Annotated in this window: 12 protein-coding genes; 2 read left to right on the top strand and 10 right to left on the bottom strand. The window is 60.7% G+C overall.

Going from position 1 to position 17,172, the window contains the following annotated elements; translation table 11 throughout:
- Positions 1-242: 242 nt before the first annotated feature.
- Positions 243-1,178: a sugar kinase gene (locus FBY04_RS03715; RefSeq protein ID WP_145314550.1), complete on the top strand. Its 936-nt coding sequence runs from the start codon at positions 243-245 to the stop codon at positions 1,176-1,178.
- 108 nt (positions 1,179-1,286) lie between these two features.
- Here the strand turns inward: FBY04_RS03715 and FBY04_RS03710 are convergent, their stop codons facing one another.
- Positions 1,287-1,562, bottom strand: coding sequence for a peptidylprolyl isomerase (locus FBY04_RS03710; RefSeq protein ID WP_007898282.1), 276 nt, complete (start codon positions 1,560-1,562; stop codon positions 1,287-1,289).
- A 95-nt stretch (positions 1,563-1,657) separates the two neighbouring features.
- On the bottom strand, positions 1,658-4,192 hold the full coding sequence (locus tag FBY04_RS03705) for a PAS domain-containing protein (RefSeq protein WP_145314549.1): 2,535 nt from the start codon (positions 4,190-4,192) through the stop codon (positions 1,658-1,660).
- Between the two features lie 120 nt (positions 4,193-4,312).
- Here FBY04_RS03705 and FBY04_RS03700 point away from each other — a divergent pair, with 120 nt between their 5' ends.
- Positions 4,313-5,422, top strand: a complete 1,110-nt coding sequence (locus tag FBY04_RS03700) for a PilT/PilU family type 4a pilus ATPase (protein ID WP_084320186.1) — start codon at positions 4,313-4,315, stop codon at positions 5,420-5,422.
- A gap of 111 nt (positions 5,423-5,533) precedes the next feature.
- Here FBY04_RS03700 and FBY04_RS03695 read toward each other — a convergent pair whose 3' ends face one another.
- The 8 genes from FBY04_RS03695 to FBY04_RS03660 form a co-directional block, all read right to left on the bottom strand.
- Complete coding sequence (locus FBY04_RS03695) at positions 5,534-7,489, bottom strand: acetoacetate--CoA ligase (RefSeq protein ID WP_145314548.1); 1,956 nt, start codon at positions 7,487-7,489, stop codon at positions 5,534-5,536.
- An 83-nt stretch (positions 7,490-7,572) separates the two neighbouring features.
- Positions 7,573-8,346 carry a 3-hydroxybutyrate dehydrogenase gene (gene hbdH / locus FBY04_RS03690; RefSeq protein WP_084320182.1) on the bottom strand — a complete coding sequence of 258 codons (774 nt, stop codon included), beginning with the start codon at positions 8,344-8,346 and terminating at the stop codon, positions 7,573-7,575.
- Positions 8,347-8,353: 7 nt separating this feature from the next.
- Positions 8,354-9,745, bottom strand: a complete 1,392-nt coding sequence (locus FBY04_RS03685) for a GntP family permease (RefSeq protein WP_145314547.1) — start codon at positions 9,743-9,745, stop codon at positions 8,354-8,356.
- Positions 9,746-10,042: 297 nt separating this feature from the next.
- Entirely contained in the window at positions 10,043-11,458 is a 1,416-nt protein-coding gene (locus FBY04_RS03680) for a sigma-54-dependent Fis family transcriptional regulator (RefSeq protein ID WP_145314546.1), read from the bottom strand.
- A gap of 158 nt (positions 11,459-11,616) precedes the next feature.
- The gene (locus FBY04_RS03675) at positions 11,617-13,188 is read right to left on the bottom strand and encodes an ABC transporter ATP-binding protein (RefSeq protein ID WP_145314545.1); all 1,572 of its coding nucleotides are present in this window, start codon (positions 13,186-13,188) and stop codon (positions 11,617-11,619) included.
- Between the two features lie 16 nt (positions 13,189-13,204).
- Entirely contained in the window at positions 13,205-14,227 is a 1,023-nt protein-coding gene (locus FBY04_RS03670) for an ABC transporter permease (RefSeq protein ID WP_145314544.1), read from the bottom strand.
- Positions 14,227-15,288, bottom strand: coding sequence for a microcin C ABC transporter permease YejB (locus FBY04_RS03665; RefSeq protein WP_017339138.1), 1,062 nt, complete (start codon positions 15,286-15,288; stop codon positions 14,227-14,229). Before FBY04_RS03665 ends, FBY04_RS03670 begins: the two co-directional genes overlap by 1 nt.
- Positions 15,288-17,156: an extracellular solute-binding protein gene (locus tag FBY04_RS03660; protein ID WP_145314543.1), complete on the bottom strand. Its 1,869-nt coding sequence runs from the start codon at positions 17,154-17,156 to the stop codon at positions 15,288-15,290. Before FBY04_RS03660 ends, FBY04_RS03665 begins: the two co-directional genes overlap by 1 nt.
- Between the last annotated feature and the right edge of the window lie 16 nt (positions 17,157-17,172).

Genomic DNA, 17,172 nt, shown 5'->3' with positions numbered 1-17,172 from the left:
TCCTACAAGAGGGAACGCATTCCATAGCGGCCATCGCCAGCAAGCAGAGGGAACGCATTCCATAGCGGCCATCGCCAGCAAACAGAGGGAACGCATTCCATAGCGGCTATCGCCAGCAAGCAGAGGGAACGCATTCCATAGCGGTCATCGTCAGCAAGCAGAGGGAACGCATTCCATTGTAGGAGCCGGCTTGCTGGCGATGACGGCCTCCCGGACACCATCGAACTACCTGAGAAACAACAATGAACACCATCAACACCCTCGGCCCCAACACCCCGCGCATCGCCCTGATCGGCGAATGCATGATCGAGCTGCAGCAGCGCGCCGACGGCAGTCTGCAGCAGAGCTTCGGCGGCGATACCTTGAACACCGCGGTCTACCTGTCCCGCGAGCTTGGCAAAGGCGGCGCGGTGGATTACGTCACCGCCCTGGGCGATGACAGTTTCAGCGACGCCATGTGCCAGAGCTGGGCCGAAGAAAACATCGGTCTGGGCATGGTCCAGCGCTTGCCCGGCCGTTTGCCCGGCTTGTATTGCATCCAGACCGACGCCGCCGGCGAGCGACGTTTTCTTTATTGGCGCAACGAAGCTGCGGTCCGGGATTGCTTCACCACCCCGGCGGCGGCCCCCATTCTGGCAGCGTTGCCGGACTACGATGTGCTGTACTTCAGCGGCATAACCCTGGCGGTGCTTGGCACCCAAGGTCGGGCAAAACTGCTGGAAACCCTGATCGAAGCACGGCAGCGGGATGCGCGGATCGTCTTCGACAACAACTACCGGCCCCGGTTGTGGGCATCGATCGAGGAGGCTCGGGCGGCGTATCGCAGCGTGCTGCCGTATATCGACCTGGCGTTGCTGACGGTGGATGACGAGCAGGCGCTGTTCGATTTTTCTGATTGCGAGGCGGTGTTTGCCGCTTACGCGCAAATGGGCACGCCGGAAGTGGTGCTCAAGCGCGGCGCCGAGGCGTGTCTGATTCGTTGTGATGGTGAGTCGTTCGAGGTGCCGGCACAGAAGGTTGAGCGCGTGGTAGATACCACGGCGGCGGGAGATTCGTTCAGTGCGGCGTACCTGGCCAGTCGGCTCAAGGGCGGCAGCCCGTTGGAAGCGGCCGAGGCCGGGCATCGGTTGGCGAGTCGGGTGATTCAGATGCCGGGGGCACTGATCCCCAAAACTTGAAATGCATCCCAATGTAGGAGCTGCCGTAGGCGGCGATCTTTTGATCTTACCCTTGGAAATCAAGATCAAAAGATCGCCGCCTACGGCAGCTCCTACAGGAATTTGTGATTAATCCCGGTAGAACACCTGCACCAGGTGATACCCGAACTTGCTCTTGATCGGCCCATGCACCACGCGCAATGGCTTTTTGAAGATCACCGCATCAATCACTCCCACCATTTGCCCCGGCCGCACTTCACCCAGATCACCGCCGCGTTTGCCGGAAGGGCAGGTGGAGTATTTCTTGGCCAGCACATCGAAAGCTTCGCCCTTGGCGATGCGTTGTTTGAGCTGCTCGGCTTCTTCCGAGGTTTTCACCAGAATATGGCGGGCTTGAGCTTTCATGGGCAGTACCTTGCAACGGTGATGGCTATGTTGGTGCCAGCGGGGGGCGCGATTATGCCTTAACTCGCTGAAAAGATCGCAGCCTGCGGCAGCTCCTACGGTTGGCCGATCATCGTACGAATCTTGTTGGCCAGCAGATCCATCGAGAACGGCTTGGTCACCATGTCCATGCCTTCCTCGAGGAAACCCTGGCGTTCGGCCGCGTTCTCCGCGTACCCGGTCATGAACAGCACCTTGAGTTCCGGCCGGTGCTGACGCGCGATTTCCGCCAGTTGCCGACCGTTCATGCCCGGTAGCCCGACATCGGTCACGAGCAGATCAACGCGAACGTCGGACTCCAGCAAGGGCAGGGCGGTCTTCGCATTTTCGGCTTCATGGGCGTGATACCCCAGCTCGTTCAGCAAGTCGAGGACCAGCATGCGCACGGCCGGATCGTCCTCCACCAACATCACGGTTTCACCGTCAATCGCCGCAGGCGCCTCGCCGCTGAAGGGCAGCAGCGTATTTTCCGGTTCAGGGAAATGCAGCCGCGGCAGGTAAAGGCGAACGCAGGTGCCTTGGCCTGGAAGGCTGTCGAGTTTGACGTGACCGCCTGACTGCTGGGCAAAACCATAAATCATCGACAAACCAAGCCCTGTGCCCTGGCCGATGGGTTTGGTGGTGAAGAACGGGTCGAAGGCCTTGGCGAGCACCGACGGGGTCATGCCGGTGCCGTTGTCGCTGACGGCAATCATCACGTAGTCACCGGGCTTGACCGTTTCCAGAGTGTTGATATCGCTGCTGTCGAGGTAAACGTTGGCCGTTTCAATCAGCAACTCGCCGCCATCGGGCATGGCGTCGCGGGCGTTGATCACCAGGTTGAGCAACGCGTTTTCCAGTTGGCTGACGTCGGTGCTGACCGGCCAGACTTCATCGGCCAGTTGCAGCTTCAGCGCGATGTGATCGCCCTTGGTGCGACTGAGCAGGTCTTCCAGGGAATGAATCAGCGCGTTGGCATTCAGCGTCTTGCGATCCAGCGACTGGCGCCGGGAGAACGCCAGCAGACGATGGGTCAGGGCGGCCGCGCGGTTGGCCGACGACACGGCCGCTTCGGCGAAACGGCCGATCTCGGCAGTGCGCCCGTCAGCGATGTAGCGCTGCATCAGGTCGAGGCTGCCGATGATCCCGGTGAGCATGTTGTTGAAGTCATGGGCGATACCGCCGGTGAGCTGACCGACCGCTTCCATTTTCTGTGCATGGCGCAACGCGTCTTCAGCGCGCTCGCGCTCGAACATCTCGTTTTGCAGGCGCTGGTTCGCTTCGGCCAATTGCTGGGTGCGGGCGGCAACGCGCTCTTCAAGGGTTTCGTTGAGGTTGCGCAAGGCTTCTTCGGTCTCTTTGCGCTCGGTTTCGTCGATCACGAAAATGTAGAAACCGTTCACTGCGCCATCCGGGCCGTGGCGGGGCAGGTAGTTCATCAAGGCCTGACGGGTGCTGCCATCATGATGCGGCGTGCTGATGCTGAAACAGCAGGTTCTGCCCGCCAGCGCTTCGGCGATGTATTCGGCGCGCAAGGCATAGGCTTCTTCGCCCAGCACCTCACGAATGGTCCGGCCGTAAAGTTCCTGGGGTGTCAGGCCATACCAATCCAGGTACGCGGCGTTGTTCAGGCGAAAGCGTTCCTCGCTGTCGACGTAACTGATCAGAATCGGCATGGCGTTGATGATCAGTTGCAGCTCGGTCTGGCTCTGGCGCAAGGCCTGTTCAGTGTGTTTACGTTCGGTCAGGTCCAGGGCGGCGCCGAGGAAGCGGATGGGCCGGCCATGGTGATCCTTGTAGCAACGGCCCCGGGCAAACACCCAGCGCAGCTGACCGTCGGGTTGCAGCAGGCGATATTCCTCGGCGTATTCGGTGCCGTGGGTGATGCAGTGCTTGATGCCGCGGGTGACCATCGCGCGGTCTTGCGGATGCACGGCTTCGAGATAAGCACTGATGGGCAACTGGCTGGCGAGCAGCGGATCGATGCCGTGCAATTGGGCAAAGTGCGCGTCGGCGATGAAGCGGTCTTCGTTGATGTCCCAGTCCCAGGTGCCGACAGCGTCGGTGGCGGCCAGCGCCAATTGCAGGCGTTCCTCGGTTTCGCGCTGAGCCTTCAGGCTGGCGGCCGAGCGTTGTTCAAGTTCGAGGGCGATGCGTCGGCGTTCGTTGGTTTCGATGGCGGTGACCAGAATCCCGGCGACCTCGGCGCTTTCATCGCGGATCGGACTGTAGGTTAAATCCAGCCAGAAGTCGGATTCGTCATTATCGCGTTGCAGGGTGAAGCGCTGTTCACTGTAGGTTCGCACCTGGCCCTGTAGGACGGCGCTGTAAATCGGGTCGGTAAAGTCTTTGAGTTCTGGCCAGATCTGGTGTGTCGGTTGTCCGAAAGCGTACGGATGCTTGCTGCCGGCCAGCAGGGCGAAGCCGTCGTTGTAGATCTGCGTGAGCTCCGGCCCCCACAGCAACAGCATCGGCATCGGTGAATGAATCACGATGTCCACCGCCGTACGCAGGCTCTGCGGCCAGGCACTGGCGCTGCCGAGCGGGGTGCTCGTCCAGTCCAGTCTGGCAATCAAGGCTTGGGCATCGCTGCCGGTGGGTGTTGCGTTCATCAAGGTGTCCTGCACGTCAGTCTGTGTGGCGGGGTCTACTATCCTAGAGCGATAGGCGCTGTATGACCCGTTTTCGGGGTCATTTTCTGTTCATTCAATGCTTCGCGGGTGCTTTTTGCCATGGAAATAGATGGGCTTTTAAAGATCCTGGCCAGCCAGGAAGGTTCCGATCTGTACCTGTCTACCGGCGCGCCGCCCAGCGCACGGTTTGATGGTGTGCTCAAACCCTTGTCCGACCAGCCGTTCAAACCGGGGGAAATCACGGCGATTGCCATGTCCATCATGGACGCCGAACAGCGGCTGGAGTTCGATCGTGAACTGGAGATGAACCTGGCGATCTCTTTGACGGGTGTCGGGCGTTTTCGGGTCAACATTTTCAAACAACGCAATGACGTGTCGATCGTGATGCGTAATGTCAAACTCGACATTCCGCGTTTCGAAGACCTCCAGTTGCCCGCGGTGCTGCTGGAAACGGTCATGCTCAAACAAGGGCTGATACTGTTCGTTGGCGCTACCGATTCGGGCAAGTCTACCTCGCTGGCGGCGCTGATCGATTATCGGAACCGCCACAGCAGCGGCCACATCATCACCATCGAAGACCCGGTCGAATACATCCACCGGCACAAGAAATCGATCATCAATCAGCGCGAGGTCGGCGTGGATACCCGCAGTTTCCATGCGGCGTTGAAGAACACCCTGCGCCAGGCGCCGGACGTGGTGCTGATCGGCGAGATCCGCGACCGCGAAACCATGGAGCATGCGCTGGCGTTTGCCGATACCGGGCACCTGGTGATTTCCACCTTGCATGCCCACAACGCCCATCAGGCGCTGGATCGCATTATCAACTTCTTCCCGGAAGAGCGGCGCACGCAATTGCTGCATGACCTGGGCAGCAATCTGAAAGCGTTCGTTTCCCAGCGGCTTGTACGTACCCGGGATGGGCAACGCAGAGCCGCGGTGGAAGTGATGCTCGGTACGCCGACCATTGGTGACTTGATCCGGCGCAACGAATTCGATGAGCTCAAAGGGATCATGGAGAAGTCCGCCGAGCAGGGCATGCAGACGTTCGATGGCGCGTTGTTTGCGTTGGTTGAAGAAGGCGCGATCGATGAGGAGGAAGCGCTGAAGTACGCCGACTCGGTAAACAATTTGCGCCTGCGGCTGAAGCTGCATGCCGACGCATCACCGGGCCCCAATGCACCACCCGGCGAATGGGGGCTGATGGACTGACACAAATCCCCCTCTGTAGGAGCCGGCTTGCTGGCGATGGCCGCCTGGCGTTTAACATCAACCGTCAGGGCCGCCATCGCCAGCAAGCCGGCTCCTACAGAGGGGTGTGTTTCAGGTGTTGAGCTCGGGGCGGTCGCGGAATTGCTCCAGCGCTTCAGGATTGGCCAGCGCATCGGTGTTCTTCACCGGCTGGCCATGCACCACGTTCCGCACCGCCAGCTCGACCACTTTACCGCTGATGGTCCGTGGAATGTCCGTCACCGCGACGATCTTCGCCGGCACATGCCGTGGCGTGGTGTTGGCGCGAATGACCTGGCGAATCTGCTGTTGCAGGGCTTCGTCGAGTTCGACGCCATCGCGCAGGCGCACGAACAGCACCACCCGCACGTCATCCTGCCACTGCTGACCGATGGCCACGCTGTCGATCACCTGCGGGACTTTCTCCACCTGACGGTAGATTTCCGCGGTGCCAATGCGCACGCCGCCAGGGTTGAGTACGGCGTCCGAGCGGCCGTGAATCATCATTGCGCCATGAGCCAACTCTTCGGCGTAATCGCCCTGGGCCCAGACGCCCGGAAACTGGCTGAAGTAGGACGCGCGCAGCTTTTCGCCAGTCGGGTCGTTCCACAGGCCGATGGGCATTGCCGGGAAGTGCCGGGTGCAGACCAGCTCGCCTTTTTCACCCACTACCTGCGTGCCGGCGTCATTCCAGACCTCGACGGCCATGCCCAGGCTCTTGCCCTGGATTTCGCCGCGACGCACCGGCAGCCACGGATTACCGTTCACGAAGCACGAAACGATGTCGGTGCCGCCGGACATCGACGCCAGGCACAGGTCGGCCTTGAAGTCGCGGTAAACGTACTCGTAACTTTGCGGTGACAGCGCAGACCCGGTGCACAGCAGGGTTTTCAGGCTGCCCAGATCGTGGCTTTGCCGAGGTTTCACGCCGGTGCTTTCCAGCGTCGCGAGGTATTTGGGACTGGTGCCGAACACGCTGATGCGCTCGTCGTCGATCAGGTCGATCAAACGCTCGGGGCCAGGGTGAAACGGCGAGCCGTCGTACAGCACCACGGCGCTGTCCACGGCCAGGGCCGAGACCAGCCAGTTCCACATCATCCAGCCGCATGTGGTGTAGTAGAACAAACGGTCGGCGGGACCGAGATCGCAATGCAGGCCGTGTTCCTTGACGTGTTGCAGCAGCACGCCGCCGGTGCTGTGAATGATGCATTTGGGCACGCCGGTGGTGCCGCTGGAATAGAGGATGTACAGCGGGTGCGCGAAGGGCACGGCGACAAAATCCGGTTCGCCACCGGGTTCGTAGAATTCATCCCAGAGCGTCACGTCGGCGTGGGTGCGGAAGTCTGCGATACGCGCCTGTGGTCGAGCGTAAGGCACGACGATCAATTGTTGCAGGGACGGCAGGCGTTCGAGGATTTCGTTGACCTTGGCGCGCTGGTCGATGTCTTTGCCGGCGTAGCGGTAACCGGCGCAGGTGATCAACACTTTCGGTTCGATCTGGCCGAAGCGGTCGATCACGCCTTGGGTGCCGAAGTCCGGCGACGAACACGACCAGATCGCCCCGAGGCTGGTGGTCGCGAGCATGGCGACCAGGGTTTGCCAGGTATTGGGCATGCACGCGGCGACGCGGTCGCCGAGGCCGACACCGGCGGCGATCAGGCTGTTCTGAAAACCGGCGACATGCTCGGCCAGTTCGGCCCAGGTCAGCTGTTCGCGCTGGCCGTTTTCGCCGATCGCGATCACGGCGACGGCATCGTCGCGACGGCGCAGCAGGTGTTCGGCGAAGTTCAGGGTAGCGCCAGGGAACCATTGGGCGCTGGGCATCTGGTCGCCTTCGATCAGCACCGCGTCGGGTTGATCGTGGAAGCGGATATCAAAGAAATCGACGATGGCTTGCCAGAAGTCGACCCGCTGATCGATCGACCATTGATGCAGATCGGCGTAATCGGTGACGTCAAGGTGATGTCGCTGATTGATGAAACGCCGAAAGGCCTCCATGCGAGTCTTGGCGATGCGCTTGGCGTCGGGTTGCCAGAGGATGTCGGACATGATTTGCCTCTTTTTATTAATGCATTCAGCCGGCTTTTTGTGGTGAGGGGGCTTGCCCCCTCACCACAGGGGTTAGCAGCGGATCACTGCGCCAACCACCCACCATCAATATTCCATGCCGCGCCCCGCACCTGGCTGCCGGCCTCGCTGCACAGGAACAACACCAGCTCACCCAATTGCGGCGGCGTGACGAACTCCAGCGAAGGCTGTTTCTCGGCCAGCAAATCATGCTGCGCCTGCTGCGGATCAATCCCGGTCGCGATGCGGTCATCAATCTGCTTCTGCACCAGCGGCGTCAACACCCAGCCCGGACAGATTGCGTTGCAGGTGACATTGGTCGTGGCAGTTTCCAGGCCGACCACCTTGGTCAAACCGATCACCCCGTGCTTGGCCGCGACGTAAGCCGCCTTGCCCACCGACCCGACCTGACCGTGCACCGAGGCGATGTTGATGACCCGTCCCCAGCCTTTGTGGCGCATGCCCGGCAGGGTCAAACGGGTGCTGTGAAACACCGAGGACAGGTTGATCGCAATGATCGAGTCCCAGCGCTCCACGGGGAAGTCTTCCACTGGAGCCACATGCTGGATGCCGGCATTGTTGACCAGAATGTCCACGCCGCCGAACTCGCGCTCGGCGTAGGCGATCATGTCGGCAATCTGCGCCGGGTCGCTGACATCGGCGGGGTGATGGCCGACCTTGCCACCGAACTGTTCGACCTCGGCAATCACCTTGGAGGCATCGCCGAAACCGTTGAGGATAAGGTTGGCGCCGGCCTTGGCCAGGCTGAGGGCGATGCCCAGGCCGATGCCGCTGGTGGAACCGGTGACCAGTGCAGTCTTGCCCGAAAGAGTCGTCATGAATACCTCACACAATGCCAGTGGCGTAGAAAGTACCGATCACCACAAAGACCGCCAGGGTCTTGATCAGCGTAATACAGAAAATGTCTTTGTAGGCTTCGCGGTGGGTCAGGCCGGTGACGGCCAGCAAGGTGATCACCGCGCCGTTGTGCGGCAGGGTGTCCATGCCGCCGCTCGCCATCGCCGCGACCCGGTGCATCACTTCCAGTGGAATGTTGGCGGCATGGGCCGCGGCGATGAAGTCATTGGCCATGGCCGCCAGCGCAATGCTCATGCCGCCGGACGCCGAACCGGTAATGCCGGCCAGCAGGGTGACGGTAACCGCTTCGTTGACCAGCGGGTTTGGAATGCTCTTGAGCCAGTCGGCCAGTACCAGGAAGCCCGGCAAGGAAGCGATTACCGCACCGAAGCCGTATTCCGAGGCGGTGTTCATCGCCGCCAGCAACGAACCGCCGACCGCGGTACGACTGCCTTCGGCCAACTTGCCGCGAATCGCCTTGAAGCCGAACACCAGCACCATGATGATGCCGACCAGCAACGCAGCCTGAACCGCCCAGATCGCCGTGAGCTTGGCGATTTCAGTGGTCACCGGCGCGGCCATGCCTGGCAGTGCGAGGCTGTGGGTCTTGCCGTACCACTGGGGAATCCACTGGGTGAAGAGCAGGTTCATGATGCCCACCGCCAGCAGTGGCGACAGCGCGATCCATGGATTTGGCAGCTTGATATCGGCCGCGGTTTCCGGCTCGTTGCGCAGGTCGGTGCCATAGCCTTCACCGGTGGCCTGAGCCTTGTTGCGCTGGCGCTGCAGAAACAGCATGCCGGCGCAGACCACGAAGATCGAGCCGATCAAACCCAGCCACGGCGCCGCCCAGGCGGTGGTGTTGAAGAAGGTGCTGGGGATGATGTTCTGGATCTGCGGGGTGCCGGGCAGGGCGTCCATGGTGAACGAGAACGCGCCGAGGGCGATGGTCGCCGGGATCAGGCGTTTAGGGATATTGCTCTGGCGGAACATTTCGGCAGCGAACGGGTAGACCGCAAACACCACCACAAACAGCGACACGCCGCCGTACGTCAGCAGGGCGCAGACCAGCACGATCACCAGCATCGCCTGACGGGTGCCGAGCAGACGAATCGCCGCCGCGACAATGGAACGCGAGAAACCCGACAACTCGATCAGCTTGCCGAACACCGCGCCGAGCAGGAACACCGGGAAATACAGTTTGATGAAGCCGACCATTTTTTCCATGAACACCCCGGTGAAAGCGGGGGCGACGGCGGAAGGGTCGGTGAGCAGAACGGCGCCGAGGGCGGCAATCGGAGCAAAGAGGATAACGCTGTAGCCACGGTAGGCTGCGAGCATCAGCAGCGCGAGGGCTGCCAAGGCAATGATCACACTCATGGTGTGTCTCCTGGATTGTTATTTTTGTGGGGTGAAGCTGTGTGGAGGAGGGCTATAGCGAGTTTCGTGCCATAGGTGCAACATGTTGAAATATAAGGATATTTATGGGTTTTTTAGCGGCGGATGAACGTGTTTGTCTCTATTTTGAGATTTTTTGTGATGTTGAGGGCCTTATCGCCAGCCAGCCGGCTCCTACAAGGGTGTGTGTTGTGAATGCGATCTCCTGTAGGAGCCGGCTGGCTGGCGATGAGCGCGCAGCGCTCCAAAACACATCTACCAATAGAGATTCGTGTCTCTTTATGGAGACTCGGCAATCCCCAGCGCCACCATCTTCTTGTAAAGCGTCGACCGTCCAAGCCCCAGGCGTGCCGCCGCTTCAATCACCTTCCCCCCACATTGCGCGAGGGCAGATTCAATCAATTGCCGGTCAAACCGTTCGCGTGCCTCACTAAACGTCTCGTGCTCAACCGACTCAATCTTTAACGGCGCCGCGCGTTCCACCGGCGTAAACGTACCAATCGCCGCGCGGATATCCTGCGCATTCAGCATCAGGTCGTCACTGAGCAATGCCGCCCGTTCCAGCACGTTGCGCAGTTCGCGAATGTTCCCCGGCCAGGCGTGTTGCGCCAACAGCTCCAGCGCTTCGCGGTTCAGTTCATGCTGACTGCGCAGCTCCTCGAGAATCGCTTCACTCAGGGCCGGCAAATCATCGAGACGACCCCGCAGCGGCGGCACCTGGATTGGCAGCACGTTGAGGCGGTAATACAGATCGGCACGAAACTCGCCGCGTTTGATCGCCGCTTCCAGGTCGGTCGAGGTGGCTGCGATCACCCGTACATCGCTCTGGATCACTTCATTTGAACCCACTGGTTCAAATTCCTTTTCCTGCAACACCCGCAGCAGTTTGCTTTGCAGGGGCAGCGGCATGTCACCGATCTCGTCGAGGAACAGCGTGCCGCCCTGGGCAATCTGCAACTTGCCGGCACGGCCCTTGCGGTCGGCACCGGTGAATGCGCCGGGGGCGGTGCCGAAGAATTCGGCTTCCAGCAGAGACTCGGGAATCGCTGCGCTGTTGATACTGACAAAGGCTTTATGGGCACGCGGTGAAGCCCCGTGAATAGCCTGCGCCAACAGCTCTTTGCCGGTGCCGGTTTCGCCGAGCAGCAACACCGGCGAATCGGCGCTGGCACTGCGCCGGGCGCGGCGTTTGACTTCGAGGCTGGCCGCGCTGGTGCCAATGAAATGGGCAAAGTTGTACTTGGTCTGTCGTGCCCGCAGCAGCGAGCGGGTGGAGGCCAGTTCTTCCTGCATGCTCATGTAGCGCTTGAGCATCGGCGACAGGCTGCGCAACTCATCGAACAGCGCGAAACCGATCGCACCGATCACCACGCCGGCATCGTCGTGAATCGGCAGGCGCATGACCACCAGCGGTTCCTTGGGGGTGTCTTGCATGTCGAGCAGAATCGGCCGGCCAGTGCGCACCACCTCACGCAGCAGGCTGCCGGGGATCACGCTTTCGCAGGCCTTGCCGATGGCCACTTCCGCCGACGCCAGGCCGAAGCGCCTGGCGTAGCGTTCGTTCATCCAGACGATGTTGGCGTCGCGATCGACGATCACCGTGCCTTCACTCGACTGCTCGATGATCTCGAACAGCGAACGGATCGCCAACAGGCGAACGCGCTGGTAGTCCTTCAGGCTTTCGGTGGTGTTCATGTGGGCTGATCCTGATTATTTATTGCCTGTGCCGGCCTCTTCGCGAGCAAGCCCGCTCCCACATTTGACCGAGTTGTCTGGTCGAGCGTGATCGAATGTGGGAGCGGGCTTGCTCGCGAAGGCCACAACTCGGTCCAAAGGTATTGCACGGATTGTGCCTACCGCGGATGCGCCGCCGCCAACAGCTCTTTGGTGTACGGATGCTGTGGTGAATCGAACACGTCGTGGCTGGCGCCGCTTTCCACTACCTTGCCGTCCTTGATCACAATCATGTCATGGGCGAGGGCGCGGACTACCGCCAGGTCATGGCTGATGAACAGGTACGTCAACCCATGTTTTTCCTGAAGCTGGCGAAGCAGGGCAACCACCTGTTTTTGCACCGTGCGGTCCAGCGCCGAGGTCGGTTCGTCGAGCAGGATCAGCGCCGGTTTCAGCACCAGGGCCCGGGCAATGGCGATGCGCTGGCGCTGGCCGCCGGAAAACTCATGAGGGTAGCGATGGCGACTTTGCGGGTCGAGGCCGACTTCCTGCAGCGCCCGAATCACCTCGGCCTTGCACTCATCCGCCGTCAATTGACTGTGAACCTCAAGGCCTTCGCTGATGATCTGCGCCACGGACATCCGTGGGCTGAGGCTGCCGAATGGGTCCTGGAACACCACCTGCATTTTCTTGCGCCACGGCCGCAGCTGCTTTTGCGTCAGACCATCCAGCGCCTCACCCTGAAAGCGAATACTGCCTTCGGAGTCGAGCAGACGCAGGATCGCCTGGCCCAGCGTGGACTTGCCGGAACCGGATTCACCGACAATGCCCAGCGTCTTGCCACGCTGAACATTCAGGCTGATGCCATCCACCGCGTGCAAATACGTTTTACGCTGGAACAGCCCACCACTGAGTGCGAAGCGAACAGAAAGGTTTTCCACTTCCAATACGTTCTCGCGCGAGTCCCGTGCCAGGGCTTCACCTTCCGGTTCGGCGTTCAGCAACACGCAGCTGTACGGATGCTTTGGCTCGGTGAACAGCGTCTCGCACGGTGCCTGTTCGACGATTTCCCCAGCCTTCATCACGCACACGCGCTGGGCGATGCTGCGCACCAGGTTGAGGTCATGGCTGATCAGCAGCAGCGACATGCCGAGTCGCTGTTGCAGAGATTTGAGCAGCAGCAGGATCTTGCGCTGCACCGTCACGTCCAGCGCCGTGGTGGGTTCGTCGGCGATCAGCAACTCTGGCTCGCAAGCCAGGGCCATGGCGATCATCACCCGTTGCCGCTGACCGCCGGACAGTTGATGCGGGTACGCCTTGAGCCGTTCCTTGGGTTTCTGGATGCCCACCAGGTGCAGCAATTCAAGAATCCGTGCCTGCGCGGGTTTGCCGGTCAAGCCTTTGTGCAACAGCAAGGTTTCGCCGATCTGCTTTTCGATACTGTGCAGCGGGTTGAGCGAGGTCATCGGCTCCTGGAAAATCATCGCGATGCGGTTGCCGCGCAATTCCCGCAGCACTTTGGAGGAGGCGCCGAGCAGTTCCTTGTTGCGATAGCGGATGCTGCCGGTGGATTCGGTGCCGGTCTCGGGCAGCAATTGCAGGATCGAGTGCGCAGTCACCGATTTGCCGGATCCCGACTCACCGACCAGCGCCAGGCATTCACCGGGCCGGATGTCCAGGCTCAGATTGCGCACCACGGTCTGGCCGCTGAAGGCCACGTTGAGGTTGCGGATTTCGATCAGGTTACTCATATCAACATCCGCTTATTCAAGACCGAGGATCAAAGGCATCTCGCAACGCCTCACCGATAAACACCAGTAAAGAAAGAATCAACGCCAGGGTGAAAAACGCCGTCAGCCCCAGCCACGGCGCTTGCAGGTTCTGTTTGCCCTGACCGATCAGTTCACCCAGTGAAGCGCTGCCAGCAGGCATGCCGAAACCGAGGAAATCCAGCGCGGTGAGCGTCGAAATCGCCCCGGTCAGAATGAACGGCAGGTAACTCAGCGTTGCGTTCATCGCGTTGGGCAGAATGTGCCGCACGATGACCTTGCGGTCGGTCAGGCCCAGTGCACGGGCGGCTTTGACGTATTCCAGGTTGCGGCCGCGCAGGAACTCGGCGCGCACCACGTCCACCAGCGCCAGCCAGGAAAACAGCGCCATGATCCCCAGCAGCCACCAGAAATTCGGCTCGACGAACCCCGACAGGATGATCAGCAGATACAGCACCGGCAACCCCGACCAGACTTCCAGCAAACGCTGACCGATCAGGTCGACCCAGCCGCCGTAATAACCTTGCAGCGCGCCGGCGGCGATGCCGATCAGCGCACTGACCAACGTCAGCATCAACGCAAACAGGATCGACACCCGCGCACCGAAAATCACCCGGGCCAACACGTCACGCGCCTGGTCGTCGGTGCCTAGCCAATTGACGTTCGAGGGCGGGCTCGGCGCCGGTTTGTTCAGGTCGTAGTTAGGCGTGTCGTCGCTGAACGGGATCGGCGGAAACAACAACCAGCCGCCGTCCTTTTTGATCAGCTTCTGCACATAGTCGCTGCGGTAGTCGGCCTGGAACGGCAGTTGTCCGCCGAACTCCTGCTCGGTGTAGCGCTTGAAAACCGGGAAGTACAACGAGTCCTGGTAACGGACCACCAGCGGTTTGTCATTGGCGATCAGCTCGCCGCCCAAGCTCAACAGGAACAGACCGATAAACAGCCACAGCGACCACCAGCCACGACGGTTTTTCTTGAAACGTTCGAAACGGCGGCGCGCCAACGGCGAGAGCTTGAACATCAGGCGTTCCTCGCGGCGAAGTCGATACGCGGGTCGACCAGGGTGTAGCAGAGGTCGCCGACCAGTTTTATCAGGAGGCCGAACAGCGTGAAGATGAACAACGAACCGAACACCACCGGATAATCCCGGGACACCGCCGCCTCGTAGCTCATGCGACCCAGGCCATCGAGGGAAAAGATCACCTCGATCAGCAGCGAGCCGGCAAAGAACACGCTGATGAACGCCTGGGGAATCCCCGACACCACCAACAACATCGCGTTGCGGAACACGTGGCCGTACAGCACGCGCCGTTCGCTCATGCCTTTGGCGCGGGCGGTGACCACGTATTGGCGGGTGATTTCGTTGAGGAAGGAGTTTTTGGTCAGGATCGTCAGGGTGGCAAATCCGCCGATCACCAACGCCGTCACCGGCAACACCAGGTGCCAGAAGTAGTCGGCGATCTTGCCCACCGTGGACAGCGATTCAAAGTTGTCCGAGACCAGGCCGCGCACTGGGAACCAGTTCAGCGACGTGCCGCCGGCGAACACCACGATCAGGAACATCGCGAACAGGAATGCCGGCATCGCATAGCCGATGATGATCGCGGTGCTGCTCCAGATATCGAAGTGGCTGCCGTGATGCACGGCTTTGCGGATGCCCAGCGGGATCGACACCAGATAGGTGATCAGCGTGGCCCAGAGCCCGAGAGAAATGGTCACCGGCATTTTTTCCAGGATCAGGTCGGTGACGGTGGCGCCGCGGAAAAAGCTTTTGCCGAAATCCAGTTGCGCATAGCTTTTGAGCATCAGCCACAGACGCTCCGGCGCCGGCTTGTCGAAGCCGTACTGTTTTTCGATTTCCTTGATCAGTTGCGGATCGAGGCCGCGACTGGCCCGAGAACTGCCGCTCATGACTTCGCTGGAGCCACCGCCGACACTGGCGCCGCCGATCCCTTGCAGGTGCGCGATTGCCTGTTCCACCGGGCCGCCTGGCGCGGCCTGAACGATGACGAAGTTGACCAGCAGAATGATCACCAGCGTCGGAATGATCAGCAGCAGACGCCGCAGAATGTAAGCCCACATCAGTGCGGCCCTCCGGGTTTGCCGCGCTTGATCAGCTCGGCGGTCATCTGTTGGTTGGTCAGCGGCGTGGTGCTCACTTCCCACCAACTCTCGATGGCTTCGTCATTGGCGGCTTGCACGCTGGGAATCCCGAAGCGGTTCCACCATACAGTCGAACTGCCCGGCGGATAGTAGTTGGGAATCCAGTAGTAGTTCCATTGCAGCACCCGGTCGAGTGCATGGGCGTAGCGCAACATGTCGGCCTGGGTGGTGGCGCGAACCAGGCCGCTGACCAGCGTATCGACCGCCGGGTTTTTCAATACCATGTAATTGTTGGAGCCCGGATCGTTGGCCGCCGCGGAGCCAAAATAGTTGTTCAGTTCGTTGCCCGGCGAGGTGGTGACCGGATAGCCGGTGACGATCATGTCGTAATCCCGGGACATCAGGCGATTGACGTATTGGGACGAATCGATGCGACGGATGTTCAGGTCGATGCCAATCTGCTTCAGCGTGCGCTTGTACGGCAGCAGCAAACGGTCCATGCCGTTCTGGCTGACCAGGAACGTAAAGCTCAGCGGTTGGCCTTCGGCGTTCACCAGTTGATCGCCATCGGGTTTCCACCCGGCCTGCCCGAGCAAGTCCAGCGCTTGCAGTTGTTTGTCGCGGATCACGCCGCTGCCATCGGTTTTCGGTGCTTCGAAGACTTTGGTGAACACTTCGTCGGGGATCTGTCCGCGCAAGGGTTCAAGAATCGCCAGCTCGGCGGCATCGGGAAGGCTGCGGGCGGCAAGGTCGGTGTTGGAAAAGAAACTCTGCTGGCGAATATAGAGGTCGCGCATCATCTGCCGGTTGCTCCATTCGAAATCCCAGAGCATCGCCAAGGCCTGACGTACGCGGCGATCCTGAAACAACGGATTTTGCAGATTGAACACGAAACCTTGCGCTGATTGCGGCGCGTTTTGCGCCAGATGCGCCTTCTGCAGGCGACCGTCGCTGAGCGCCGGGCCGTCGTAGCCGATGGAGTAGCCGGTGGCGGAGAACTCACGGTTGTAGTCGTACGCACCACCGCGCAACACCTGGCGCGCCACGTCGGTGTCGCCGAAGTACTCGATGCTGAAATGATCGAAATTGTAGAGGCCGCGGCTGACCGGCAGGTCCTTGCCCCACCAGTCGGGGTTGCGTTCGAAGGTGATGCTGCGCCCGGAATCGATCTTGCTCACCTTGTACGGGCCGCTGCCCAGCGGTGGCTCGTAACCACCGCCGCTGGCGAAGTCACGGGTTTTCCACCAATGCTCGGGAAACACCGGCAAAGTCGCGATGTCGAGGGGCAGGGTGCGGTTTTCGTTGCTCTTGAAATCGAAACGAACGGTGCTCGGCGATTCCACTTCGACGCCTTTGACGTCGGCGAATTGCGTGCGATAGCGCAGGCTGCCCTGGGTCATCAGCAGATCGAAGGTGTAGCGCACGTCTTCAGGAGTAATCGGCTTGCCATCGGCGAAGCGGGCCTTGGGGTTGAGGTAGAAACGCAGGGACAAACCGTCTTCCGAGCGCTCCATCTTCTGCGCCACCAGGCCATAAACGGTGTAAGGCTCGTCCAGCGAGCGCTGGGCCAGGGGCGAATAGATCAAACCGTCGATCTGCGTCACGCCGATGCCTTTGTCTATATAAGGCAGGACATGATCGAAATGCCCGATTTCGATCGCCGAGCGGCGCATCGTCCCGCCCTTCGGGGCTTGCGGATTGGTGTAGGCAAAATGACTGAAGCCGGCAGGGTACTTCGCCGGTTCGCCGTAGACGGTCAGCGCATGTTGGGGGGCGGCGTTCACACCGGCGGCGCCCAACAGCAGGGCCACGGCAGTGAACAGCAAAGTAGGGAAAGCCAGTCGCATTGTCAGCCTTAGAGCC

The organism is Pseudomonas sp. SJZ080, assembly GCF_007828295.1.
Taxonomy (GTDB): domain Bacteria; phylum Pseudomonadota; class Gammaproteobacteria; order Pseudomonadales; family Pseudomonadaceae; genus Aquipseudomonas; species Aquipseudomonas migulae_A.
The sequence above is the reverse complement of the archived record's forward strand: the minus strand, read 5'-3'. Positions and strand labels throughout refer to the sequence as shown.